Below are 24,904 nucleotides of genomic sequence, written 5' to 3' on the forward strand. Positions count from 1 at the left end.
ATTTTGAGCAAAGACATTGTGGTTTTTGATGTAGCAACTACAGGTTTAGAGGTCTTGAAGGATGAAATCATTGAATTTGCTGCACTCCGAATCCGTGATGGAGAAATTCAAGGAACATGTCACTTTCTTGTTCTGCCTGAGCAAGAAATAACGAATAAGGTTTTAAACCTAACTGGTATCAAAGTGGAAGAGCTTGACGGTGCTTGTCACTTAGATGAGCATAGCCACGAGATACAGGAGTTTTTTCAGGACGCCGTTCTTGTCGGGCATCGTATAACATTTCTTCTCTCTCTCCTGGAACGGAAATTAAACGTTCGTTTTCAGCAGTCTCAATGGGATACCCTAGAATTAGCTAGGATTTTTTTCCCAACTGTGCATGACTATCAATTACCCTATCTAGCTGAAAGGCTTCCATTAGCTTTGCAAGAAGGAGCTAGGGGTCATCGATCAGAAATGAATGCCTGGTTAACTTGGAAACTTTTTGAGACGTGCAGGAAAAAAAGCCTGGAATTCGATCTTAGCTTCTTTGATCAAACTAAGGGTCTCCTGGAGGGGTGGGCTGGAAGAGGTTTTATCGACCAATCACATAAAGAAATTACTCGTCGTTTTCCCGATCGACAGATTCGGACAGATATTGTGCTCGCCCCTCTTTCTGAAGGAATATTTTCAAGTGATACAAACCAGACGGATAAAATTCCTGTCTCAATCGATTGGGTTGTCGATTGTTTTTCACCAGGAGGAATTCTCGAGCAAAATCTAATCGGCTATGAGAGCAGGCCAGGACAGGTGAAAATGGCAAAACTAATAGCGGAAGGGCTTACCTCCTCGCAACACGTTGTTGTTGAGGCCGGAACAGGGACAGGAAAGTCGTTTGCCTATCTATTACCCTGTTTATGGTCGGCAAAAAAGACCGGGAAAAAAGTCGTTGTAGCGACACACACCATTCCGCTTCAGGAACAACTTCAAAAAAAAGATATCCCAATTTTGGAAACAATATTACCATTTAGCTTTAAAGTTTCCGTATTGAAAGGGAAAAGTAATTATTGTTGTTTAAAGAGTTTACAGGGTTACATGACTAATCCGCGTGAAATTTCGCGGGAAGAACAAAGGCTCGCCCTTTTAAGCATTCTTGTTTGGATCCGAGAAACTCAGACAGGAGACCTGCAAGAACTCTCGAAGGTTCCTGGTCTCATACAAATTTGGGCTAGTTTAAATGCGGATAATGAAACGTGTATTCCCGGAAAATGTTCGAAGGCAGGGCTTTGCTTTTTACTCAGGGCCCGCAAAAAGGCAGAAGAGGCAGATCTATTGATAGTAAATCACTCGCTACTATTTGCGGATCTTAAGACTGATTATAATGTGTTGCCGGAATATCATCAGCTTGTGATTGATGAAGCGCATCAGGTTTACCAAACGGCATTACAACATCTCGGATCAGATATGAGCCTAGAAAATGTTACTCGGATTATTGATAATATATATAAACTTACAGGGCAAAATTTTTATGGGCTGGTTAAACAACGCTTAGGTCCACTTACGCACCGAGTACCTTCTGTTGCGTGGGAAATATTCGAAAAGAGGTTAGATGACCTTCCTGAAAATTGCTCTATGGTGGTAGAGCAGGCCAAAGAGTTATTTCAGTTGTTGTTGTTAATAATAGGCAAGGAGCGAACGTATAGATTTGTTGCAAGCCATTCAACCCAAACATGGTGGGGTACGTTAAATATTCAATTTGAGAACCTAATTGGACGAATCAAGGCTTTAATCGCTGTCCTCGAAAGTTTGAAAAGTGCTTTAAGTGGGGAAGATGCAGAAGAGATCGAGGAGCTCAAATATGTTTTAGTAGGGCATCAGAGAGAGCTACAAGCACTGCTTGACACGTTGATACTTGTGCTGAACGTTCATAATCCTAAACAAGTAACATGGCTTGAACAAAACTCCAGACTTTATTTAAAGACTTCTCCTATTGAAGTTAGCGATATTCTCAAGGAGAAGATTTTTTCGCGTTTCGATTCCGTAATCTTAACATCAGCTACATTGAGCATTTCTAATTCGTTCGAGCATTTTCTCCGAGATATTGGACTACCTAATACGACTAGAACTGCGCAGGTAGACTCCCCTTTTGACTATGAACAGCAAATGAGATTATTCGTTGTCAAAAAGGGTTTGGGACAGTATGATTCTGACGAGGAAAAGGCTGAAAATCTCTCGGAGTTCATTACTGAAGTTGCTGAGCGTATGAATGGCCGGACTTTAGTTTTATTTACGGCTCATAAATTATTGCGTGATACCTATGCCTCTTTGAATCCGAAATTATCACGCATTGGTATTGAGACACTAGCGCAAGGATTTCACGGAGAACGAAGCACAATTTTAGAAGCTTTTAAGAGAAATCCAAAGAGTGTCCTTTTAGGCGCGAATAGTTTCTGGGAAGGGATTGATATTCCGGGCGATACACTATCTTGTGTTATCCTAGTTAAACTACCTTTTTGGCCTCCGTCGTTACCATTAATTGAAGCTCGTTCAGAATTCCTCAAGTCTTTAGGACGTGATCCTTTTCAAGAACTATTACTACCAGAAGCGGTGATTCGTTTTAAGCAAGGGTTTGGTCGCTTAATCCGTTCCAAGGGGGACCGTGGTGTTGTGATTTTACTAGATGACAGAGTTATTGAAAAATATTATGGGAGGTTCTTTTTAAATTCCTTACCGATAGGGACTCATATTCGAGGGGGAAATTCACTAATTCTTCGCAAGCTCGAAGAGTGGAAGGCTATGGAATTGGGTTAAGAGCTTTTCTAATCGTCCTAAAAATGGTAAACTAGAGCAAGTGAACTTGTTCAACTAAAGTTGAACAGCGAGACTTCGGTTGAGGAGTCTACCCCACCACCGAAGCAGAGTACGAGATACTACTCCAACTTGTAGAAGTAAGAGTCTCACTCAAGAGGAGGAGGTCAATTTTTCGGTGAAACAATATCCCATTTCTCGTGATGCTTGGTTTTATCTGGCGATATTGGCTTTTCTGATGGTTTTAGCGTATTGGGTTTGGCCGTGGCTTGTTGTTATACCAGGTATCCTGTTCTTGTTTATTTTATTCTTTTTTCGAAACCCCGAAAGAGTTATTCCAACGGATGAATTGATGTTAGTATCCCCAGCGGACGGTGTAGTTATGGATGTGGAAAGGGTCTTGGAAGACCAGTTTCTGAACGGAGAAAGCATACGTGTACGTATCTTTTTAAGTGTATTTAACGTTCATATCAATCGCTGCCCTATGGCAGGCGAAGTTGTCTTTCGTAGCTACCGACCAGGACTAATGATCCCCGCCTTTAAAAGCCATGCGTCTGAACTGAACGAAAAAAACTATGTGGGAATCCAAAATGAACATTTGAAGATTTTAGTGACTCAAGTGACAGGATTTATTGCACGTAGGATTGTATGCTGGGTTAATATGGGAGACAAAGTAGTCAAAGGGGAAAGGTTTGGTCTTATCAAATTCGGTTCGTGCTCAGAGATTTTTGTGCCAACAAATGTTGAAATAATGATTAGTCCTGGAGATAAGGTCCGTGGTGGAGTAAGTGTAATAGGGAGAGTGAGTGTCGAATGAAAGGAAATCCAATTACGGCTAGTATGATCCCTAGCATTTTTACCTTGGCTAATTTGCTTTGTGGTTTTCTTGCCTTGATTTTGGTTATTGAAAAGCATTATACAATAGCAGCAGCAATGATTTTACTTTCTGTTCTTTTGGACAGTTTAGACGGTAAGGTGGCACGCAGACTTTCCGTGAGCTCAGATTTCGGAAAAGAACTTGATTCTTTGAGTGACTTAGTTTCTTTTGGTGTAGCACCTGCAATTCTTACTTATCAAGCAATCTTGTACCCACTACAATCTGACTATGTAAAGTATATTGGGTTAAGTATTGCGGCTTTTTTCGCCTTATGTGGAGCAGTCCGTTTGGCACGTTTTAATATGCTTAATATTACAACTCATTTTGTAGGGGTCCCTATTACCTTCGCTGGAGGTTTATTAGCCCTATTGATGCTCTTTCGCAATATGTTGCCATGGTATATTTATCCTGTAAGTATGGTGATTTTAGCGTTTTTAATGGTGTCTACGTTTAAGGTGGCGAAATTGGGCAAGTAGGGGGACTTGTGTGACTCAGCGCTCAGATCATACGACGCAGAGCAAACTAACCGTGTAAGCTCCTAGTGTGGGGTGCGGGGTTCATCCTTCGGCGGATAGTACTCTTTTGAAGAACACGCCTACGGCGATAATCTCCACTGGAGACTATCGTGCCAAATGCGCCGTCCCTGGCGCAATGGCGGCAGCTCACATCCTTGTTCGCTGCCCCGTATCTGGGGTCGCTTACACGGAAGTTTGCTTTTCTGCTTACGTATAAGACGTCGCGCTGTGTCACACTGCGTCCCTGGCTTGGGTCGAGGAGACGGAGAACGAGAGACGGGGAGACGGCACATTTCATGTGCACCGTCTCGAGGAGCACGTGTAAGTTGGTGCAGTATGCAAGTTGGGGGCGGTTCTTTGACTTGTGCAAGTTAGGGGATGTTCTTGACTTGCATTTTATGTTCCGGCTTGGAACTCGGGAAATATGCGATATATCACGCATCTAAATCACAAACTACAACGAGCAAGAAAAGTATTTTACTTTCCTTGCTCGTTTTTTCACCCTTGGAAGGGATGTGGCATATTGTATGGCACGGAAGTGATCTCTAAGGGGGAAGTATATGATGGATCAACAAGTAAGTTGGAATAGCGTGGGATTGCGTATCGTGCAAGGTTTAACGACTACGATTGAAGTGGTTCGCCAATTGGATGTTCAAGAAGCTTCTCTGGTTATGCGATTGTTAGGGAAAAGTTGTACGCGAATGGTGAAGGATGGGGTAGGTCATCAATTCGGTATTGCTTTAATTGAAACGAGTGCTCAATTAGCGATGAAAGAGTCATTGGTTTTGGAAGATGTGCTTAAGGTGATTACTGGTATCATTGGTCGCCTCTATTTCACGGCAAATACAGAGGAGGATCGTCTACTTGTTGCTCAACTTGAAGAAGCAGTAAAGAATTACCAAGTGATATAAAGGACATTCATGCTAATGTGTGCATACATTAGCACATATGAGTATTTTAAGCTGATGTAAAGGAGGTCTATTAAAGTATGAGAATATATTATGTTCGCCTACCGGAATTTGTACTTAATGTTTTAAGAAAAGTTTTTGGTTAAAGTGGTATGAATTGAGCTTTTCCCTCCTAGAATGATAGTAGAGACAAGCAAGGAGGGAAATTATGCGTTATAGTCGTTATGTATGGTTCCTTGGCCTATCACTTTTCTGTCTAATTACTCTCGTCACCGTTAAGACGCCCCAAACAGTGATATCGGCTCTGGCAGATCCTCATTTTGGGGATTCTCCACAAAAAACAATTCAACACTTTTGGCAGCTTATGGATCATCGCCAAACTGACCTCGCTCGTGACTTATTAGTACTGACAGAGGGTTCTTTGGACCAAAAGGAGTTCGGAGAATGGGAAACTCGGTTGAATAAAGATCCTCTATTGTCCTTGCAGAAAATAGTGTTTATGAATTCTGATTCGGACATATCACAAGGGGTGGTGGTGCGTGTTTTCTGGACGTCATCTATTGAAGAAGTACAGCCAGTGACATTTTCCATTAATCTAAAGCAAACAGAAAATGGATGGCGTATCGAACGCCTAAAGCGGATGAACGACGTACTATGAACTACTTATCTGCTAATTAATTTAATAACTCTTGAACACGGTAGACCGAAATCGGGAAATCGTGTTTTTTCTTTTGTTCTACTAGTCAGAAAGTATAACTTTTAGTTATATACTTTCTGGCAAGGAACTTCATAATTCGTTTCTACTTTTGTATAGTTTTGAGACTATCCGTTTAAACTGAATTCTGATATAACTTTTCGTATTCGTTAGAGTGACTTAATACACTCAGAGATGTGTTTTGCGTCACACTAAGTGAGAGGTGTCAGTGTTACACTAATAAATATTAGAGGGAGGTTATTCGAAAATGGAAGAAGTAAAAAAAGCGGCACCAGAACTAGAATGTGCTCATTGCGGAACAACCAGTGAACTAACCCCAGTATTGACATATGTCCACCAAGGTGAAGAGAAACATGTATGTATGCATTGTTTACCAATGCTCATTCATGGTTAGGAGAAGCGTATGCGTTTTACACTTGATATGAAATTAAAAGATGTTATGGAAGTCAATCCGAAGACTGCCGAAGCTATGCAGGAACTCGGGTTACATTGCCTTGGATGTGCATTTTCGGTTAATGAAACTTTAGCCAATGCTGCCCAGATGCATAATCTTGATCCAAATGTGTTGTTAGAAAAAGTAAATTCTGTGGAACAAGGAGAACTTTCAGCAGAGGCAGCAGCAAAGGCTCAACCTGCTGGGGGCATCCTGCAAATGGACAAGAAGACTTATTCTATTGCTCCCCATATTCCAGCTGGTGTCGTTACTCCGGAAATTTTACGTAAGATTGCAGATGTATCTGAAAAATACCATGCCCAAGCTATTAAAGTGACTTCCGCTCAGCGTATTGCTATTGTAGGGTTACTCCCTGAAGATGTACCTAAGGTATGGAAAGACTTAGGCATGGATCCCGGACACGCGATTGGCTTATGCGTGCGGAGTGTAAAAGTTTGCCCTGGCAATACGTTTTGTAAGCGAGGACTGCAAGAAACGTTAGCTTTGGGCATGGAAATTGACAAACGCTATCATGGCATGAAATTACCTTCGAAATTTAAAATGGGTGTGTCTGGTTGCCCAAATAAATGTGCTGACTCCGCTTCTGTGGATTTAGGGCTGATGGGTACAAGCAAAGGTTATCATCTCTATGTAGGTGGAAATGGTGGAGTCAAGCCAAGGCAGGGGAACATCCTTTTAGAAAATCTTCAAAAAGACCAAGTTATACCAGCGATGGACGCGGTTATTGATTACTATAAACAAAATGGCAAACCTCAAGAGCGAATTGGTCGTCTTATTGATCGAATAGGTATAGAAGGACTTCAAGAATTTGCAGAAAAAGCAATGCATTAAAAAGCAAGTTGAGTCAAACAATACAATACTAGAAGGCAGTAAAAACGGTTGTTAATCAACCGCTTCTACTGCCTTCTTACCTTTTGTAAGCGATATTAATCTTCAAGGTGAATTGCATCTGTTGGGCAGCCCTCGGCAGCTTCCTTGGCAGACGCTTCAACCTCACTGGGAACCGGATTTTTATAAGCTTCTGCTAAGCCGTCATCCTCCATCTTGAATACTTCAGGACAGATGTCAGGGCAAGCTCCACACCCGATGCAAGCATCTTTGTCTACTGTAGCAAACATTATGTACCTCCTTAAACTAATCTAGGTATTATTCTACCCTAGTCAAAGCCGTCTATACTTAATAAGTGTAGCATATCTAAATTTTTTAAATAGTAGATTTGACAATAGATTTGACATCATCACTAAAAATGCCTTAATTATGGATAATTAGATCAATAATACTTAAATGTCATCAGGTGACTATATTGCGATAAAGCTCGATATTGTTCTCGACAATTCGTGTATAAAACTGCTTTCAATTCATACATGGAAAACAATGGAATATTTTGCGTATTAAAAAATACCATAAATAACCAGAAGCCCTTTGGTTATAACTCTTTCTTCACGAGAAACAACTTATCACCTTGCCTTATTATTTACGATTTCGACATTGACCCTAACGTATAATAAGAGCACCGGACAGATGCGCACGTTTTTATGCTAAAAGATGATCCGGAATACAATTAAGGTAGGATGATGGCAGAATGAGTAACAAAATAAAAATCGTTGTTGCGGATGATAACCGTAATTTGTGTCAAATGCTACAGAACTATATCCAAGCACAAGAAGATTTAATCATTGTAGGAGTCGCAAATAATGGTTTAGAGGCTTGGGAACTCATTCAGACTCAGGAACCAGATTTAATTATCCTTGACTTGGTTATGCCAAATTTAGATGGTTTAGGGGTATTAGAAAGAATTAATGCTCGAACGACAATGGCCCGTCCTAAAGTTATCATGCTAACTGCTTTTGGCCAGGAATCACTTACCCATCAGGCAATGATGCTTGGCGTGGATTACTTTATTCTAAAACCCTTTGATTTAGATGTCCTCGGCAAACGGATTCGATCTTTAACGCAGGATATGCCGTCATCCGCTCCAGCTCAGTTTTCATCAACTTCGCCGGTTGTGGCAACGGCAGGGTGTGGAGTTAATCTCTGTGTCGAAGTAACAACTATGATGCATCAAATCGGGATTCCTGCGCATGTTAAAGGGTATCAATATATTAGAGATGCGATTTTGATGGTGGTGGAAGATGTTTCCCTGTTAGGAGCAGTAACTAAGGAACTTTATCCAGGAATTGCGAAAAAGTTTGACACTGCACCCAGTAGGGTTGAACGTGGAATTCGTCACGCAATTGAGTTAGCATGGGAACGTGGACATACTGATACGCTTAAAAGAATCTTCGGATATTCTATGAATATTGAGCGACAAAAACCCACGAACTCAGAATTTATAGCACTTCTTGCTGATAAATTAAGAGTTATGAGTAAAGTGAGTTGAGCTGAAGGTAAGAAATTATTAAACACTATTGTCATCATATATACTTAGCATTATTTAGAAGAAAATATTTAGTACAATTAGTTCCCAACTACTTTAAGGAGTCTCAAATATTAATATTAATATTACGATTCTTAATAATGCTCTTTGTCGCTGTATTAAAAATATTCGACAAATTTCTCTTGTAAAGCAGGAATATAGCTTATGTATACAGAATACTATTCTGTTGGAAACTATATGGAGGACAATTAAAAACGGTCCCATCGTTTCCAATTCAAAATTTATAATACAAATAGAAAAGGAGAGTGTTTAAAATTCGAAAGAAAAGAAGCTTATCAGTAGCCATAGCAATGGTGCTAGCAGTCAGTGTTTTACTGACAGGCTGCGGCGGTAGCAAACAACCAGATGCCTCAGCAAAAGTCATGAAAGCTAGTTATAACGCAGGCGCAGAACCCGAAACCTTAGATCCAGCCATTTCTACAGGTGTTCCGGAGTCCCATATCCAGACAGCACTATTTGAAGGACTGACTCGCAAAGGCGAAGGGGAAAAGGTAATGCCGGGTATCGCCGAAAGCTGGACAACAAGCACGGATGGCACAGTCATAACTTTTAAACTTCGCGATGCTAAATGGAGTAATGGCGATGCGATCACCGCCGAAGACTTCAAATATTCATGGCTTCGTGCTTTGGCTCCTGCAACGGCTTCTGAGTATGCCTATCAGCTATACTATATCAAGGGTGCTGAAGACTACAACTCCCAAAAAGGTACCGCTGATGCGGTTGCTATCAAAGTTGTAGATCCTAAGACGTTAGAAGTAACCTTGGCTGCTCCAACTCCTTACTTCGTTGCCTTAACTGCTTTCCATACTCTGTACCCGGTTAATAAGAAGGCTGTTGAAGCAAGCAAGGAATGGTCTTTGAAGGCTGAGACTTTTGTTTCTAACGGTCCTTTCAAAATGCAAGAGTGGAAACATAATGATCAAGTCATTGTTGTTAAAAACGAAAACTATTGGGACGCTAAGAATGTTAAGATGTCTGAAGTCACCTTCAAGCTGCTAGAAGATATCAAAGCTGCACTTACAGCGTTTGAAAGCGGACAGATAGACGGATCTGAATATATTCCAATTGAGGACATTGATCGCCTCAAGGCTGCTAAGGTCCTGAGAATTGATCCTTATATTGGTACCTCTTTCTATCGTTTTAACGTAACTAAGAAGCCGTTTAACGATGTCAAGGTTCGTAAGGCTTTGGCTATGGCGATTGACCGTAAGATGTTAATTGACAAAGTTGTCAAGGGTGGACAATTACCTGCTTATGCCTATACTCCTCCTGGTATGGTGGATGTTGAAGAAGGCAAAGACTTCCGCGTAGTAGGCGGAGACTATATCAAAGAAGATGTTGCTGCAGCTAAGGCACTCTTAGCTGAGGCTGGATATCCTGAAGGCAAGAATTGGCCTGCAGATGTTTCGATTCTTTACAACACTAAATCTGACAACAAACTGATGGCTGAAGCAATTCAAAATATGTGGAAAACCAACCTAGGTATCGATGTTAAGTTGCGTAATGAAGAATGGGCTGTCTATCTTGAATCCCAAAAGACAATCAACTACAATATTTCCCGCGCTGCTTGGATTGGCGACTATGCTGATGCTATGACTTTCATGGATATGTTTGTTACAGGGGGCGGAAACAACCAAACAGGTTGGTCCAATCCTGAGTACGACAAACAAATCAAAGAAATTGCTAATAAATCTGGCGATCAAAAGGTTCGTGTTGCCGCAATGCATGCTGCTGAAAAAGTCTTGATGGATGAAATGCCTATAATGCCTATCTATTTCTATACCCTTCCTTGGGTTATGAAAGATAATATCAAAGGCGTATTCCGTTCATCCCTTGGACCTATAGATTTTAAGTTAGCTACTGTAGAATAGACCATAATAACTAAATACTGCAACGATGGAGGTGGGCTGAATTGCGGCCCTCCTCCATTTCATGTGTATTCAAAAGAACATTATTCCAAAAATGACAATATAATATAGTTTAATTGTATGAAGTATTCAGTATATAATATAATCTAGTTGGATTATAACAAATTGACAAGGAATAAGCGGACTATAGTCAATCCTTGTCGGGGGGGGATAAACGTGGCAAAATTTCTATTGCAGCGGATCGCATCGGCGTTACTGGTACTTTTTTTAGTGGTTTCGCTTACCTTTGTACTAATGCACTCAATTCCCGGTGGTCCCTTTTCTAGCGAAAAACAGGTTCCACCAGCAGTAATGAAGAATTTAGAAGAGCGTTACCACTTGAATGACTCACTCTCGAAACAGTATATTGATTACATGAAAAATGTAGCACAGTTTAATCTGGGGCCAACCTTTCGCTATGAAGGCAGGACTGTTAACGACCTTATTAAGGACGGACTGCCAAAAACAGCGACCATAGGCTTTTTAGCCTCTATTTTTGCACTCGGTGGGGGCTTGATTCTTGGTAGCATTGCAGCTCTCTGGCACAATAGAACTCCAGACGCCGTGGCAACTTTTATAGCTACTATTGGTGTTTCTGTTCCCAGTTTCGTTATGGCGACTTTTTTACAATACTACTTAGGGTACAAGCTTGGCTTGTTTCCACCTGTCGGCTGGAATAATGGAGCACTCAGGAATTTAGTCTTGCCATCTATCGCGTTGGGGGCTTTTCCAATTGCCCAAATTACGCGCTTGATGAGGACAAGCATGTTGGATGTCTTAAATCAAGATTATATTCGTACAGCTAGGTCAAAGGGGTTACCAGGATACGTAATTATTGGTAGACATGCTATGCGCAACGCACTATTACCAGTCATCACCTATTTGGGTCCTTTCTTCGCCTATATTCTTACCGGGAACTTTGTTGTTGAATTTGTTTTTGGAATTCCCGGAATTGGACAATTTTTTGTTACCTCAATTACTAACCGCGACTATTCTACCATTATGGGCATGACGGTACTGTTCTGTAGTCTATTAGTGGTATTTAACCTGTTGGTGGATATAGCTTATACAGTTATTGACCCTAGGATAAAACTCACTGGTCAGAAAGGGGCGTAGTAATATGAAAATGGCACAAAACTTATTTGAACCCGCAATATCCCAGATCTCTGCCGAGCATATTAACCGCCCCAGTACAACTATGATGCAAGATGCCTGGAGACGTTTTAAGCAAAATAAGTTGGCCATGGCAGGTCTAATAACTCTGCTGATCCTTATTCTTTTCTCTTTCTTCGGGCCGCGTCTCATTCAATACAACTACTATACCAATGACTTAATGAATCAATATCTCCAACCCTCCTGGATTCATCCCTTCGGTACAGACGCTTTGGGCCGTGATACAATGGCTAGGTTAATGTACGGAGGAAGAGTTTCCTTAGCCATTGGCTTTGTATCTGTCTTAATTAACCTGAGCCTTGGTGTATTTTACGGTGGAATTTCTGGTTATTTTGGTGGTAGGATCGATAATGTGATGATGCGGATTATCGATATAATCTATAGTATTCCCGAATTGTTATATGTAATTTTGCTCATGGTAGTCATGGGCAAGGGTGGCTTGCTAAACATTATGATTGTACTGGGAATCGTGAACTGGATGGGAATGGCCAGGATTGTAAGGGGCCAGATTTTGGCATTGAGAGAACAGGAATATGTTCTGGCTGCTCGAACCTTAGGTGCTAGCACTTCACGTCTTATGCTGAAACACTTAATTCCTAATGCTCTTGGGCCAATCATTATCACGTCCGCTTTGGCAATTCCTTCGGCCATATTTATGGAGGCCTTTTTGAGCTTTATCGGGATTGGTATTCAACCCCCTTATGCCAGTTGGGGTTCCCTCGCTGCAGACGGTAGGTTAAACATTCCCTCGTATCCCTATGCTTTATTTTTCCCTGCTGCGGCAATTGCGATAACTATGTTGGCATTTAACTTTGTTGGGGACGGTTTGCGGGATGCGTTCGATCCCAAAATGCGGAAGTAGAGGAGGAACAGATATGCAACGTTTACTCGAAGTGAAAGACTTAAGAACCTCCTTCTTTACCTATGCTGGCGAAGTAAAAGCGGTAGACGGAGTAAGTTTTCACATTGACCAAGGAGAGGCAATTGGCATAGTTGGGGAATCAGGTTGTGGTAAAAGCGTAACGGTACAAACTGTAATGCGTCTAATTCCTACGCCACCCGGTAAGATTGTCGGGGGAAGTATCAATTTTTTAGGCAGAGATATCGTAAATATTAGTGAAAAAGAGATGCAATCGATCCGAGGTAAGGAAATGGGGATGATCTTCCAAGATCCTATGACCTCTCTTAACCCTGTGTTAACTGTGGGTTTACAACTAACTGAGGTACTAAAACAGCACGAAGGTTTATCCGGTCAAGCTGCTAACAAGCGCGCAATAGAGCTGCTTAATTTAGTTGGCATTTCGAACCCAGAAAGCAGACTGAAGCAGTATCCTCATCAGTTCTCAGGTGGAATGAGACAAAGGGTCATGATTGCCATGGCTCTGACCTGCAGTCCAAAACTCTTAATTGCAGACGAGCCCACTACGGCACTTGACGTAACTATTCAAGCGCAGATTTTAGATTTATTGCGAAATCTCAAGGAAAAGATAAACACTTCTGTAATTTTGATTACACATGACTTGGGCATTGTTGCAGACTTGTGTAGCAGGGTAATCGTAATGTACGGCGGTAAGATTGTTGAAAGCGGTAGTATTGATGATATCTATTATCATCCTCAACATCCGTATACTTGGGGCTTGCTAAAGTCTATTCCCCGTCTCGATGCCACTAAAAAGGGCAGGTTAGTTCCTATTCCGGGCACTCCGCCTGATCTGCTCAATCCTCCTAATGGTTGCAGGTTTGCACCACGCTGTGAACACTGCATGCAAGTGTGTACAGACCAAATGCCAGAGTACAGTCCGATTAATGACGGACATCAAGTTGCCTGTTGGCTACAGCACCCTCAGGCGCCTAAAGTCGCCTTCGAAGGGAGGGGCTAGTCAGTGGCTATGAATGAAGATGTTACTTTAGGAAAAGAAGAGATTATTTTAGAAGTCAAAGATCTTGTCAAGCATTTCCCCATGGGTGGAGGATTCTTTGGTCAAAACCAAAAAGTAGTCCATGCTGTTAACGGCATCAACTTCAAAGTTAGGAAAGGGGAGACCCTGGGCATTGTGGGAGAAAGTGGCTGTGGTAAGTCCACAGCAGGACGAACAATCATTCGTCTCTATGAACCCACCAGCGGGCAAATAATTTTTGAAGGACAAGATGTGACAAAGGCCGAAGGAAATGATTTACTCAACCTTCGACGCCAGATGCAAATGATCTTTCAAGATCCCTATGCTTCTCTCAACCCTCGGATGACGGTAGGGGACATTGTTGGGGAAGGGCTGGATATTCATAAGTTGGCATCCGGTCAGGCCAGAACAGATCGTATATACGAACTCCTTGAGGTTATCGGATTGAACCCAGAGCATGCTAACCGTTTTCCACATGAGTTTTCCGGCGGACAACGGCAGCGAATTGGGATTGCCAGAGCGTTGTCGGTAAATCCCCGCTTAATTATCTGCGATGAGCCCATTTCTGCTCTCGACGTATCCATCCAAGCTCAAATCGTCAATATGTTGGAAGAATTACAAGAGAAATTGGGTCTGACATATTTGTTTATTGCCCATGATTTGTCAATGGTTAAGCATATTTCGCATAGAATTGCAGTTATGTATCTCGGAAGAATTGTAGAATTAGCCGATAGTTTTGAACTCTATAAAAATCCACAGCACCCTTATACCCAGGCTCTTTTATCAGCTATACCGATTCCTGATCCCAGAGTTGAGGCGACCAGAAAGAGAATTGTTGTCTCAGGGACTGTGCCCAGCCCAATTGATCCACCTTCGGGTTGCTATTTCCGTACTAGGTGCCCCTATGTTAAAGCAGTGTGCTCAGAGCAAGTTCCTCAATTAAAGGAACTTGGAAGTAATCACGTTGCTGCTTGTCATCTGCTTTAGGTGCGACAATGAGTCAGGTAACAATATTTAAGAAGTTGGATTTCCCCCGACTTCTTAAATATGTTCAAAATCCCCCCAACCCAGAACTCCAGTTACAGTCATCCTCCAGCTTAACTTGACTGGGAGATGACTGTAATTCTTACTCAAGAAGTGTTACAATTACATAGAATATTAAGCGAGCTATAACGAAATTGCACATCAGCACATCAGTATTAGATTAGTACTAAAAGATGATATTTTGAGATGAGGAAGATAGATGAAAGGAAAACTCATTATTATTGAAGCAGGAGATGGCAGTGGCAAGGCTACACAGACAGAAAAACTATTCCAAAGATTAGTATTTGAGAATTATAAAGTTAAAAAAATAGAGTTCCCGAATTATGCAAGCGAATCATCAGCTTTAGTAAAAATGTATCTCAATGGAGAGTTTGGAACAGACCCTGACACAATAAGTCCGTATATTGCATCTTCGTTTTATGCAGTCGATCGATATGCTTCTTTTAAGAAGGAATGGGAAGCCTTTTATCAAGAAGGTGGCATTATCTTGGCTGATCGTTACACTACGTCTAATATGGTTCATCAAGCTGCAAAAATTGATGGAGACTTAGAGCGAGATAAATTTCTCAATTGGTTATATGATTTTGAATATAATATTTTCGGACTGCCTGTTCCGAATTATGTAATCTATCTTGACATGCCACCAGAATACAGCTTTGGACTTATCTCTAAAAGAACTAACAAAGCCCTAGATGTCTCACAAGATATTCATGAGGCGGATGAACAATATCTTATAAAATCGTATACCAACGCAAATCGAGTTGCGAGTAAATATAACTGGCACAAAGTTAGGTGTATAAGTGATAACGCTCTAAAAACGATCGATGAAATCCATGAAGAAGTGTATAAGCTTGTCATGGTCGAGATATCAAGAAGAGATGCTTAAGTCTAAGAATCAAAGTGCTAGAATGAGCGTAGAGTATATAGATAGATAAGCAGGAATAAGAATACACGGCTTGTCAGGTTGTAAATTAGTATGGGTAGAGGGTTGGTAAATCAAATTTACCAACCCTCTTTTTTCAAGAAACTATATATGTATTAGAATTGAAATAAAATGGACCAGTATTAAAGAAACCACAACATAGTTGTGGTTTAAATACTTTATTGGAGGTAATGGTGGAAAAAAGATTTTGTAAGTCAGGCTGGCATACTTATGGTTCAATCGCTAAATCAGAATTTGTCCAATACTTTTAACGCAAAAAACATTATGCTCTTAGCAATTATTTTTATAAGAAAAGCCTTTTATAATTTCAATGAATTCTGGAATGATCCCCTTCTTAATTACAAGTACAAGCAACCCTATTAAGATGGCCAAAGCACATGCGAATACTGTCATGGGATGCCATTCTGAACTCATAATATACTTTGCAACATCATCTCCTTGCGGTGGAGAATCCAACAGACTAACAACAGGTACAATCAGCCATGCCAAAAGAGGTGAAATACCCCATAAGCAAGCCGTTATGTAACAGCAATGATAAAGTATACTCTTTTTGTTCCGTTTGTAAGAAATGATAATCGGCACTATTAATATTATTGGTAATAACATTCCCGCAGCATTGAATAGCGAATACATAACCTTGCTGAATGTTCCTCCATTATACGACATGTGGGCATTGAGAATACTAAACTGTGTTATTTCCGCCCCGCAAATGATCGCAACGATAGTATGCCCTAATTCGTGCGCAACGAGGTATAGTAAGCCTCCAGCAAGGAGAATACATGGAAATAAAATTGCGAATTTTATATTCTCTTTCACGCACTTACCATCTCTTCACATATCATTTCATTCAAACTTCCAGCCATTTATTATCAGGCAAACTCCCGTTTGTCCACATAATGTGATAAGACTGACATCCATATTACCATACATTTCTGCACCAAAAGAGACATACCTCTCCCTTGACGGAAAGCTATGTCTCTTTTGGTGCGCCCGGCGGGATTTGAACCTGCGACCACCGGCTTCGGAAACCGTCACTCTATCCACTGAGCTACGAGCGCATGCTGAGAACACTTCATTACTTTACTAATTAATGAGTATTTTGTCAAGCATTATTGAGTCGCGAAGTGAAGTGTCCTTGAAAATTAGGTTGTTATAAATAAGAGCTAACTGGTAAATACTGAAAAGTTGTCTCTTTGGGGACTCTGAAGTATAATTCTACGAGGACAGTGAACTCGTCCACCAGCTGAAGTTGAACATATGGGCTACCATTCCCACTTGTGAAGTGGAGGTCTCACTGATTAAATCGATGATAACGAGGCAAGAACGGAGGGATTCTAGTGCACTGGAGGGGTATTCGCGATTATTTTACGTTCCAATTATTGAAACATTTTGTTGGAATCGTAATAGGTTCAACAATAGTAGGTGTGAGTCTCAACACACTGATAATACCCAACCAAATTGCGGATGGTGGGGTTACGGGAATTGCTATTATTTTACATTACTTATTTAATTGGCCGGTTAGTTGGGCTGTCCTTTTGCTGAATCTGCCACTTTTCATTCTAGGCCTTCGGACGGTAGGACGCGATTTCTTAATTTTTAGTATTGCGGGTGTTGGGATACTCTCTGCCATTCTCTCAATGACCGCAAACCTCCCAGCATTGACTCATGATACATTGCTCGCTGCAATATCTGGAGGGGTACTTACGGGAATTGGGATGGGTATCATTTTTCGTTCCAGAGGTTCGCTGGGTGGAACCGATATTTTAGCGGTCTTGTTTGCTAGAACAACTTCCTTTAGTGTGGGGCAAATTCTACTGGGAATTGATGCGGTTATTTTTCTTGGAGTTGCGATCATGTTCCGACCTGAGATGGCTATGTATGCGATGATTTATATGTTTATTTGTACCCGAGTTGTTGATCTTGTGCAGGTAGGTTTGAGTCACTCTAAATCGGTCATGGTGGTGACAACACACCCTCAGAGAATTGCTGATGAAATCATGGCCAAGCTTGAGCGAGGGGTTACGCTTTTTGAAGCGACCGGAGCTTTTTCAGGGGAGGCTAAAAAAGTCGTATATTGTGTTATTAACCGCGCAGAATTATCTCAGATTAAAGAAATCGTGCGTGAGCAAGATCCTCAGGCTTTTGTAGCGATTTCCGAAGTGCCCGAAGTTGTCGGTGAAGGCTTTTCAACCTGGAAAGGACATTAGAGAAAGAACTGAGGAGAACTGAAGAAAACTAAAGAAAACTGAAGAAAACTGAAGAGATGGGAAGTAGTGTAGTATAGAGAAAACAAGAGTAGAGTGAAAGATAGAGAGAAGAGGATGGGAACGAGGGGATTGTAATTGGCAAAGCGGCATAAACGTAGTCTGCGGAGACGTCGACAGACCACGTTCTTGATCTTAATTTTAGTTATAATAATGGTCGCCTCCTCGCCTTTTATATGGCGGCTGGAGCGTGTAAGACAAGCGGAGAGTGTTTACGACGTTCAAAGAGTGCAGGAGGAACTCCAGTGGTGGGGCGCGCATGGAGGCTTATTGAATAAGCTAGGAATGATAAAAGATGCCGCCTTATGGCTTGACCTTAATGTCGGTGGGGAGAACTTAGAATCTAAATTAGCCCTGTATCAAGATGAAAAACATCAATTTTGGTTATTTTTACTTAACTTACAAAAAGGAAAGATGACAGAAGCTCAGGATATCTTGCCACGATTAGATCAGACGCCGTTGGGTCAGCTGGGGCAGGGCTTGGTATTAATGTCCAAAGGGGATGTGGAGGAGTCAAGTCAAGTCTTAAGGCAAGCAGAATTGGATTGGAAAAGCATACCCAAGCATGCACAAACGTTGCGTCATTTGACACTGGCTCAGGCAGCAATGATTATGGGTGATCATCAAGCAGCTCAGACAGAGCTCGAAGCGGCCCAGCGTTTAGAACCCAAAAATCCAGCATGTCTGACAGTCGCTTTCGACTTAGCCCTTGGAGAAAGCCAATGGGATAAGGCAAAGGAGCTTAGCCAAATAATCGTGGCTCAAACCTGGTATCCTAAGAATACGTTGTTTGAGACCAAAAAGGCAGTTCTTGCAATTCAGGAAAACGACATACAAGAGTTGTCTAATAGCCTTAGAGTACTAAAAGGGCTCCCCCAGGGAGATGCCTATATTAAATATGTGAATGGGGTTCAGGCATTAAGCAAAGGACAACTGCAAGAAGGTAAGTCTTTGCTTCAACGTGCTCTGGAAATTGGACTTGAAGGTGGGCTAAAAGTGGATGCCCAAAAATCACTTGACCAAGTGACAACGCGACAAAATGCGGATAAACGCTTACACTCGATTGTGGTTGAAAATGGCTAATTGTAATGTTTAGTTGGCAGGAGCGATAGGTTCTTCCTTCAGATTGCTTTCAGGTGGCCAAGTGTTGCTCGACTCTGCAAGCAACTTGCCGACTGGAATTAAACTGTACCCTTTGTCTTTTAGGCGCTTAATGACTGTTGGTAAGGCTTGAACGGTATCGGGTGCAGAGTCTGAGGCATGAAATAAAATAATGTCCCCAGGTTTAGCTCCATGTCCCGGTTGTATTCCGTTTAGTACGTTATTAATAACAGCACCTGGTCCGGGGCGTTTCCAATCTAGAGAATCCACACTCCATTGGATTACTCGGTAGCCTAACTTATGAGCAGTTGCTATAACTTTGTTATTATAAGCCCCGTTGGGTGTGCGGATTAAACGGATTGAATGACCTGTTATTCGTTCCAGCACTTGTTGGGAAGTGGTAATTTCATTCTCAATTTCGAGTGCTCCTAAGGTATTTAGATCGATATGACGATTGCCATGCGAACCAATTTCGTGACCTTCAAGCACTATTCTCTGCACTAATGGTTGATGTTTATCTGCCCACGGACTTGAAAGGAAAAACGTAGCATGGACCCCTTCCTGTTTGAGAATATCAAGGATTGGTTCTGCTGTTTTTTCCCCCCAACTGATATCAAAGGTCAGCCCGATCGATTGGGTTTGGACAGTTGCTGAGTATATCGGTTTCAATTTTCCAGAAAATACAGACGTGGCATTCTCACGGTAAGCTACTAAAACGAACAATAGGATTCCCCAGAGCACAATATTACGCCAAGACGGACGTTTGAAAATGATAATTCGCATTTGGCATTCCCCCTTCAATTGAAAGATATTCGTTGGAAAGCCAGTTCATGAGGTGAAAAAGAAAAAAACGCCCTTTAAAGGCGTTAAATTTAAATAGTCATAAAATATCAATTTTCCAGGCTCTGTAAGGCAAGCTAAGGAATTATAGCAGGGGCAAATCATGAAGTGGTCCTGCTATAGAATCTAACGAAGAGTCCTGATTTTGCGCATCACAAACTGGAATAAATCAAGTTTAAACAAAACTTTCAGAAAAAAATGCACTACAATAAACGAGACAGCTAAGAGAACAATCAAGCGTATCAGAAAGAATGTTATTGCAAACACCCATGTGAAAACTTTACCTAAGACTAAAGCAGAAATGTAAAGACCTAGTATGAGTATGAGAAGTTTGAGTGCAACCATCCAATAATTTGAAGATGGGGTTGGACGATATGTATTCATAGAGTTAAAACACTCCCTTCTTTGGCAATAGATTATCATATTTCGACTTTTATGTCTAGGTTATAAGCTAGTTCTTCTTAAAGTTCCTATCTATAATTCTCTATATTATATTCCCTATAAATCACCTGGTGCATATGATGGAACAGACACGGAGGCGATAATATGCACGATGCGGAGTTATTAGTTTGGCGGACCATTATGGAGGACGGAACACAATGTCTAGGAGAAGAACAGTATCTAAAAGCCGAAACGTATTTTTCGCAGGGCCTTTTAACCGCTTATCAACTCGCTGTTCCTGAAATAATTGCATTTACGTTGCGACTGTTAGCTACAGTGAGAGTGCGCTTAGGAAATTTAGAGTTTGCGGAAGAAGGGTTTAAACAAGCATTACGTATTTGCCAAGAGATTCAAAATTCTAAAGGAATGGCTGAAGCATGGGCAGGATTAGCCAGTGTCTCAGTTAAAAGGGGAATGCTATGGGAGGCAGGCCAGAAGTATGAGCAAGCCATATCTGTTTACCCTAGCACCTCTCCACCATTAAGGCTAGGTATGCTCTATGCAGACCTAGGTCAAGTATATGCTACGCTTGAAGATTGGACTAGGGCTAATAAAGCCTATATTAAGGCACTCGAGATCTGTCGTTCTAATGGATTTCCCAAAGGGGAGGCAGAGTTGGATGTCCTTCTCGGAGAACTATGCTTTCAACGTGAGCAAAAAACAGAGGCAACACGATACTTAAGGCATGCCTGCCAAATTTTTGCGCAAATAGATGATGCAGTTGCTTTATCCAATACACTTCAATATTTGGCTTTAGTTCATTTTGAACACAATGAAATACATTTGGCCTTTGAATGTCAACAAAGAGCGGTTGCACTCTGTTTGAAATTCGAGTCAAAGACTATATTTAGTGAAAGCTGTTATTTCTTAAGTAAAATCGTACAATTTTTAGAAAACTATCAAGAAGCAAAGTATTATGTAGAATTATCAATCCAGTATTATTCCGCGCAAGATTTAGATCTTGCCTTACGCTATCAAAGCTTAGCGGGTTTATTCTTTATTTCTATGGATTTAGATAAGGCGGAACTCTATTATTTAAAGGCTGTAGGTCTCTTTGAGAAGATAGATGATGTGCGGATTGGTGAAATATACGAATCCTTGGCGGCACTTAAAGAAATTCGTAAGCGCAAGGTAGCGGCAGTTAACTCTCAAGACCTAACAGAAGACCTGAGTCGACCACCAGGTGAATTGGCACTGGAGGCTTTAGTTCGATTAGCCGAATTATACGAAAAACAACGTAATTTCCGCGATGCTCTGGAATGTTACTGGAAAGCCCTAGGAATGGGACGGGATGCTGGAATGACGACTGATTGGATTGAGAGCAGAGTTCAACGGGTTTCAAAACGCCTTAGACGCAAAAAGTTAGGGAGATAAGCAAATGATTTCCAAAAAATATAAAAACAGCTTTATAAATGATGCGGATTCAGTTAGAATAGACTATATAGAGATTCTTTAATGATAAGAGGGATGGAGGTGAATCAACATGCGTGAGGAAGATGCAATACTCCTTGAATGCTTGGAAGATGTATATCATTCCTTTGAAAAAGCCTTGAAGAAGGCTCAAAAAGTTCGATCAATTCATGTCCAAAAATTTGAACAGATCCTTGAAGAACTGAGAAGTGAACGCCGGGTATTCGAAGACATTTCTATCCCAGCTCGACTCATTGTTGAACAACTCTTAGAATCCCAATTTAGAGTTGGACAAGTTGCCCTAGAAGCAGAATATCTAAGACATCCGTTTACTGGAGTTGAAGCCGTTAAGGTTAATGAATTCGGAATAATATGTGTCAAACTTGGGGAAGTAGAAATTACTTGGCGAGATGGTAATTATTCTTATTACCTATATCCCGATAAAGTGGAATTAAGAGCGATGGATGAAAAGTCGGCTATCAAGTTGTTTTTTTCAATTCCCTTTAGTCGACAAACCTTAGAGAGATTTCCAGAGATTAAAACGTCCCAAAATATTGTTTATATACATCCACAACTTGAAAATTGGATACGGGGTGCAGAGTAATGGTCGATTTTCCAAAAGGCTTGATTCAAATTTATACCGGAGAAGGCAAGGGGAAAACAACCGCTGCCTTAGGCTTGGCAATTCGAGCAGTAGGTCACGGCTTACACGTTTATATTATTCAGTTCATGAAAGGGCGGGGCGGCTACGGAGAACTAGAAGGCCTGAAGCGCTTGCAGCCTGAATGTCAACTCGAACACTTTGGAGCCCCTGGTTGGGTGCACAAAGGAGAAAATATCGAGGAACATAGCCGTGAAGTACGTAAAGCCTTTGCAAGAGCTCAGGAAATCATTGTTTCGGGAGAGTGGAATATTGTCATTCTTGACGAGATATTTAACGCGCTTTGGTTTGACCTAATACCTGAGAGTGAAGTTTTAGAATTACTGAGTATGAAACCGTCCCATGTCGAGTTGGTTTTAACCGGTCGCAATGCTTCGCAGACATTCATTGAAAGAGCAGATCTTGTAACTGAAATGGTTCCAAGAAAACATCCTTTTGAACAAGGAATTATGGCTCGTCTAGGAATTGAGTATTAAAACTCAGCTCAAGCTTGTAAATTGAAATGACAATGGATATACTTATTAAAGTAGGACACAGGAGTCCGTGCTGAGCCTTGAGGGGTGAAGCATGGGCATTTTTTATACTAGGAGAAAATATCAGACTGATTTCACTTTAGTTTATAACTTTCTGGAAGGTACCTTCGCGCCATCTTTTTGCCTGCAGGAAACATAAGTCATTTATAAAAGTCCCTGTAGGCATAGTGCTAGCCTTAGTTTCCTTTAGTTTGTAATGTGAAAGGAGAGCTATTATCATGATGATGACCACAGAAGACGTCTTGAGGGAAGCCCATGAAAAAGGGGTAAAGTTCATTCGGCTACAGTTTACTGATATTTTTGGGATTCTCAAAAATGTTGCCATTACCATTGAACAGCTGGAAAAGGCTTTAAATGGAGAACTCATGTTTGACGGCTCTTCTATTGAAGGATTTGCGCGTATTGAAGAATCCGACATGTATTTGCGACCGGATCCGAATACCTTTGTTGTATTTCCATGGCGCCCCAAAGAAGGGGGAGTAGCAAGACTCATATGTGATGTGTATAACCCTGATGGAACCTCTTTTCAAGGATGCCCGCGAAGCGCTCTGAAACGAGTGTTAAATGAAGCTTCAGATATGGGGTACACTTTAAATGTCGGACCAGAATTGGAATTTTTCCTTTTTCATACGGATGCAGAGGGACGACCTACAACAATTACCCATGATAAAGCAGGCTACTTTGACTTAACCCCAGTAGATCTTGGGGAGAATGCTCGTCGTGATATGGTTTTGACCTTGGAAAAAATGGGCTTTGAGATTGAAGCATCTCATCACGAAGTGGCCCCAGGCCAACATGAAATTGATTTTAAATATTCAGATGCTCTGGATATTGCTGATAAGATTGCTACATTCCGTTTTGTTGTACGTACAATCGCTCAACATCATGGCTTACACGCTACGTTCATGCCCAAACCAATCTTCGGCATTAATGGATCTGGTATGCACAGTAATCAGTCGCTTTTTAAAGGGGGTAAAAATGCGTTTTATGATCCTGAGGGTCCTATGGAGCTTTCGGAAATCGCTTACCACTATATTGCAGGACTAATGAAACACGCGAATTCCTTTACAGCCATCACGAATCCTACAATTAATTCATATAAACGGCTTGTACCAGGTTATGAAGCACCGTGTTATATAGCCTGGTCAGGTCGTAATAGAAGCCCGCTTATCCGGATACCAGCCAAAAGAGGTTCTTCGACCCGCATAGAATTGCGGAGCCCAGATCCCTCCTGCAATCCTTACTTGTCTCTTGCAGTTCAGCTTAAAGCAGGGCTTAACGGTATTAAAAACAAACTCACTCCGCCGCAAGCCGTAGATTTGAATATTTATGCTATGACACTTGAAGAACGCAAAGAACTGGGAATTGCTTCTTTGCCAGGAACTTTGAAAGAAGCCTTGGAGGCACTAAGTGAAGATCCTGTCATACGTGAGGCATTGGGCCATCATATTTATCATCGCTTTGTTGAGGCGAAAACTGAGGAGTGGGATAGCTTTAGACTCACAGTTACGCAATGGGAACTTGATCGTTATTTGCACATGTATTAAATATGCGAGGGGTTTGTAAAAACTTTTTACCAGTTTTTACAAACCCCTTCTTTAATGCGGAAAATTATATTTACTATATAAGAAAAAGGTAATAATAAGAAACAACAAAAACTTTAGATTATTATAGCACTTAAAAAGCTTGAATTTTCTGATATTGCTATAGACTTTCAGTGGAGGCTATGTTAATATAAAAATATATTATAATAAGATTAGAAAAAGGAGGGTATAACGTATGCAAACGACAAAACGTGAATATGAAACGGGCTACTCCCTTCGGCGTCAGCATCAGTTTCAAGTCGGAGACCGTGTTGAGACTTGTAATCACTGCCTTGGAACTGTAGTTCGACTTGATCGCGATGAAGTTGGAGTATTTGTTGTAGCTCGATTAGATATTTTACCTGGTGAATTTGCCTATGATCCTTGGGACCTAGAAAAAATTAAGTGAGATATTT

At 41.2% G+C, this 24,904-nt stretch carries 24 protein-coding genes and 1 tRNA gene; 21 read left to right on the forward strand and 4 right to left on the reverse strand.

Annotation, left to right across the window (positions count from 1 at the left end):
• Positions 1-3 precede the first annotated feature (3 nt).
• From E4K67_RS16870 to E4K67_RS16895, 7 genes are all read left to right on the forward strand, one after another.
• Positions 4-2,787: a helicase C-terminal domain-containing protein gene (locus E4K67_RS16870; RefSeq protein WP_199242575.1), complete on the forward strand. Its 2,784-nt coding sequence runs from the start codon at positions 4-6 to the stop codon at positions 2,785-2,787.
• Positions 2,788-2,962: 175 nt separating this feature from the next.
• Positions 2,963-3,601 carry a phosphatidylserine decarboxylase family protein gene (locus E4K67_RS16875; protein WP_135548772.1) on the forward strand — a complete coding sequence of 213 codons (639 nt, stop codon included), beginning with the start codon at positions 2,963-2,965 and terminating at the stop codon, positions 3,599-3,601.
• Positions 3,598-4,137, forward strand: a complete 540-nt coding sequence (gene pssA, locus E4K67_RS16880; protein ID WP_135548774.1) for a CDP-diacylglycerol--serine O-phosphatidyltransferase — start codon at positions 3,598-3,600, stop codon at positions 4,135-4,137. Before E4K67_RS16875 ends, pssA begins: the two co-directional genes overlap by 4 nt.
• A 599-nt stretch (positions 4,138-4,736) precedes the next feature.
• A complete protein-coding gene (locus E4K67_RS16885) occupies positions 4,737-5,087 on the forward strand; it encodes a recombinase (RefSeq protein ID WP_135548776.1) in 351 nt (116 codons plus the stop codon).
• Between the two features lie 205 nt (positions 5,088-5,292).
• A complete protein-coding gene (locus tag E4K67_RS16890; RefSeq protein WP_135548778.1) occupies positions 5,293-5,742 on the forward strand; it encodes a hypothetical protein in 450 nt (149 codons plus the stop codon).
• A gap of 304 nt (positions 5,743-6,046) precedes the next feature.
• Positions 6,047-6,193, forward strand: a complete 147-nt coding sequence (locus E4K67_RS30165) for a hypothetical protein (protein ID WP_199242576.1) — start codon at positions 6,047-6,049, stop codon at positions 6,191-6,193.
• 9 nt (positions 6,194-6,202) lie between these two features.
• Complete coding sequence (locus tag E4K67_RS16895) at positions 6,203-7,084, forward strand: DUF1858 domain-containing protein (RefSeq protein ID WP_135548780.1); 882 nt, start codon at positions 6,203-6,205, stop codon at positions 7,082-7,084.
• 95 nt (positions 7,085-7,179) lie between these two features.
• Here E4K67_RS16895 and E4K67_RS16900 read toward each other — a convergent pair whose 3' ends face one another.
• Positions 7,180-7,371 (reverse strand): ferredoxin, encoded by a 192-nt coding sequence (locus tag E4K67_RS16900; protein ID WP_135548782.1) that lies wholly within the window; start codon positions 7,369-7,371, stop codon positions 7,180-7,182.
• A gap of 464 nt (positions 7,372-7,835) precedes the next feature.
• Here E4K67_RS16900 and spo0A point away from each other — a divergent pair, with 464 nt between their 5' ends.
• The 7 genes from spo0A (at position 7,836) to E4K67_RS16935 (ending at position 15,598) form a co-directional block, all read left to right on the forward strand.
• Positions 7,836-8,633 carry a sporulation transcription factor Spo0A gene (gene spo0A, locus E4K67_RS16905; RefSeq protein ID WP_135548784.1) on the forward strand — a complete coding sequence of 266 codons (798 nt, stop codon included), beginning with the start codon at positions 7,836-7,838 and terminating at the stop codon, positions 8,631-8,633.
• Between the two features lie 302 nt (positions 8,634-8,935).
• Positions 8,936-10,561 (forward strand): peptide ABC transporter substrate-binding protein, encoded by a 1,626-nt coding sequence (locus E4K67_RS16910; RefSeq protein ID WP_243454520.1) that lies wholly within the window; start codon positions 8,936-8,938, stop codon positions 10,559-10,561.
• Positions 10,562-10,774: 213 nt separating this feature from the next.
• Entirely contained in the window at positions 10,775-11,713 is a 939-nt protein-coding gene (locus E4K67_RS16915; protein WP_135548786.1) for an ABC transporter permease, read from the forward strand.
• Positions 11,714-11,717: 4 nt separating this feature from the next.
• Entirely contained in the window at positions 11,718-12,632 is a 915-nt protein-coding gene (locus E4K67_RS16920) for an ABC transporter permease (RefSeq protein WP_135548788.1), read from the forward strand.
• A gap of 13 nt (positions 12,633-12,645) precedes the next feature.
• The gene (locus tag E4K67_RS16925) at positions 12,646-13,650 is read left to right on the forward strand and encodes an ABC transporter ATP-binding protein (RefSeq protein ID WP_135548790.1); all 1,005 of its coding nucleotides are present in this window, start codon (positions 12,646-12,648) and stop codon (positions 13,648-13,650) included.
• A gap of 9 nt (positions 13,651-13,659) precedes the next feature.
• Entirely contained in the window at positions 13,660-14,655 is a 996-nt protein-coding gene (locus tag E4K67_RS16930; protein WP_135549344.1) for an ABC transporter ATP-binding protein, read from the forward strand.
• Between the two features lie 256 nt (positions 14,656-14,911).
• Positions 14,912-15,598 carry a dTMP kinase gene (locus tag E4K67_RS16935; RefSeq protein WP_135548792.1) on the forward strand — a complete coding sequence of 229 codons (687 nt, stop codon included), beginning with the start codon at positions 14,912-14,914 and terminating at the stop codon, positions 15,596-15,598.
• Between the two features lie 327 nt (positions 15,599-15,925).
• Here the strand turns inward: E4K67_RS16935 and E4K67_RS16940 are convergent, their stop codons facing one another.
• On the reverse strand, positions 15,926-16,471 hold the full coding sequence (locus tag E4K67_RS16940; RefSeq protein ID WP_135548794.1) for a hypothetical protein: 546 nt from the start codon (positions 16,469-16,471) through the stop codon (positions 15,926-15,928).
• A gap of 166 nt (positions 16,472-16,637) precedes the next feature.
• Positions 16,638-16,713 (reverse strand) — tRNA-Arg (locus E4K67_RS16945).
• Between the two features lie 279 nt (positions 16,714-16,992).
• Between E4K67_RS16945 and E4K67_RS16950 the strand changes: the two genes are divergently transcribed.
• Positions 16,993-17,862 carry a YitT family protein gene (locus E4K67_RS16950; RefSeq protein WP_135548796.1) on the forward strand — a complete coding sequence of 290 codons (870 nt, stop codon included), beginning with the start codon at positions 16,993-16,995 and terminating at the stop codon, positions 17,860-17,862.
• 135 nt (positions 17,863-17,997) lie between these two features.
• Positions 17,998-19,002 carry a tetratricopeptide repeat protein gene (locus tag E4K67_RS16955; RefSeq protein ID WP_243454521.1) on the forward strand — a complete coding sequence of 335 codons (1,005 nt, stop codon included), beginning with the start codon at positions 17,998-18,000 and terminating at the stop codon, positions 19,000-19,002.
• Between the two features lie 9 nt (positions 19,003-19,011).
• Here the strand turns inward: E4K67_RS16955 and E4K67_RS16960 are convergent, their stop codons facing one another.
• Positions 19,012-19,803 (reverse strand): polysaccharide deacetylase family protein, encoded by a 792-nt coding sequence (locus E4K67_RS16960; RefSeq protein ID WP_135548798.1) that lies wholly within the window; start codon positions 19,801-19,803, stop codon positions 19,012-19,014.
• 603 nt (positions 19,804-20,406) lie between these two features.
• Here E4K67_RS16960 and E4K67_RS16970 point away from each other — a divergent pair.
• The 5 genes from E4K67_RS16970 (at position 20,407) to E4K67_RS16990 (ending at position 24,897) form a co-directional block, all read left to right on the forward strand.
• Positions 20,407-21,675: a tetratricopeptide repeat protein gene (locus E4K67_RS16970; RefSeq protein ID WP_135548802.1), complete on the forward strand. Its 1,269-nt coding sequence runs from the start codon at positions 20,407-20,409 to the stop codon at positions 21,673-21,675.
• Between the two features lie 109 nt (positions 21,676-21,784).
• Positions 21,785-22,315 (forward strand): hypothetical protein, encoded by a 531-nt coding sequence (locus E4K67_RS16975; RefSeq protein WP_135548804.1) that lies wholly within the window; start codon positions 21,785-21,787, stop codon positions 22,313-22,315.
• Entirely contained in the window at positions 22,315-22,848 is a 534-nt protein-coding gene (gene cobO / locus E4K67_RS16980) for a cob(I)yrinic acid a,c-diamide adenosyltransferase (RefSeq protein WP_135548806.1), read from the forward strand. The genes E4K67_RS16975 and cobO overlap by 1 nt, the downstream gene beginning before the upstream one ends.
• 275 nt (positions 22,849-23,123) lie before the next feature.
• Positions 23,124-24,452: a type I glutamate--ammonia ligase gene (glnA, locus tag E4K67_RS16985; protein WP_135548808.1), complete on the forward strand. Its 1,329-nt coding sequence runs from the start codon at positions 23,124-23,126 to the stop codon at positions 24,450-24,452.
• A gap of 232 nt (positions 24,453-24,684) precedes the next feature.
• Positions 24,685-24,897: a hypothetical protein gene (locus E4K67_RS16990; RefSeq protein WP_135548809.1), complete on the forward strand. Its 213-nt coding sequence runs from the start codon at positions 24,685-24,687 to the stop codon at positions 24,895-24,897.
• Positions 24,898-24,904: the final 7 nt, after the last annotated feature.

This window comes from Desulfosporosinus fructosivorans, assembly GCF_004766045.1.
GTDB classification, from domain to species: Bacteria; Bacillota; Desulfitobacteriia; order Desulfitobacteriales; family Desulfitobacteriaceae; genus Desulfosporosinus; species Desulfosporosinus fructosivorans.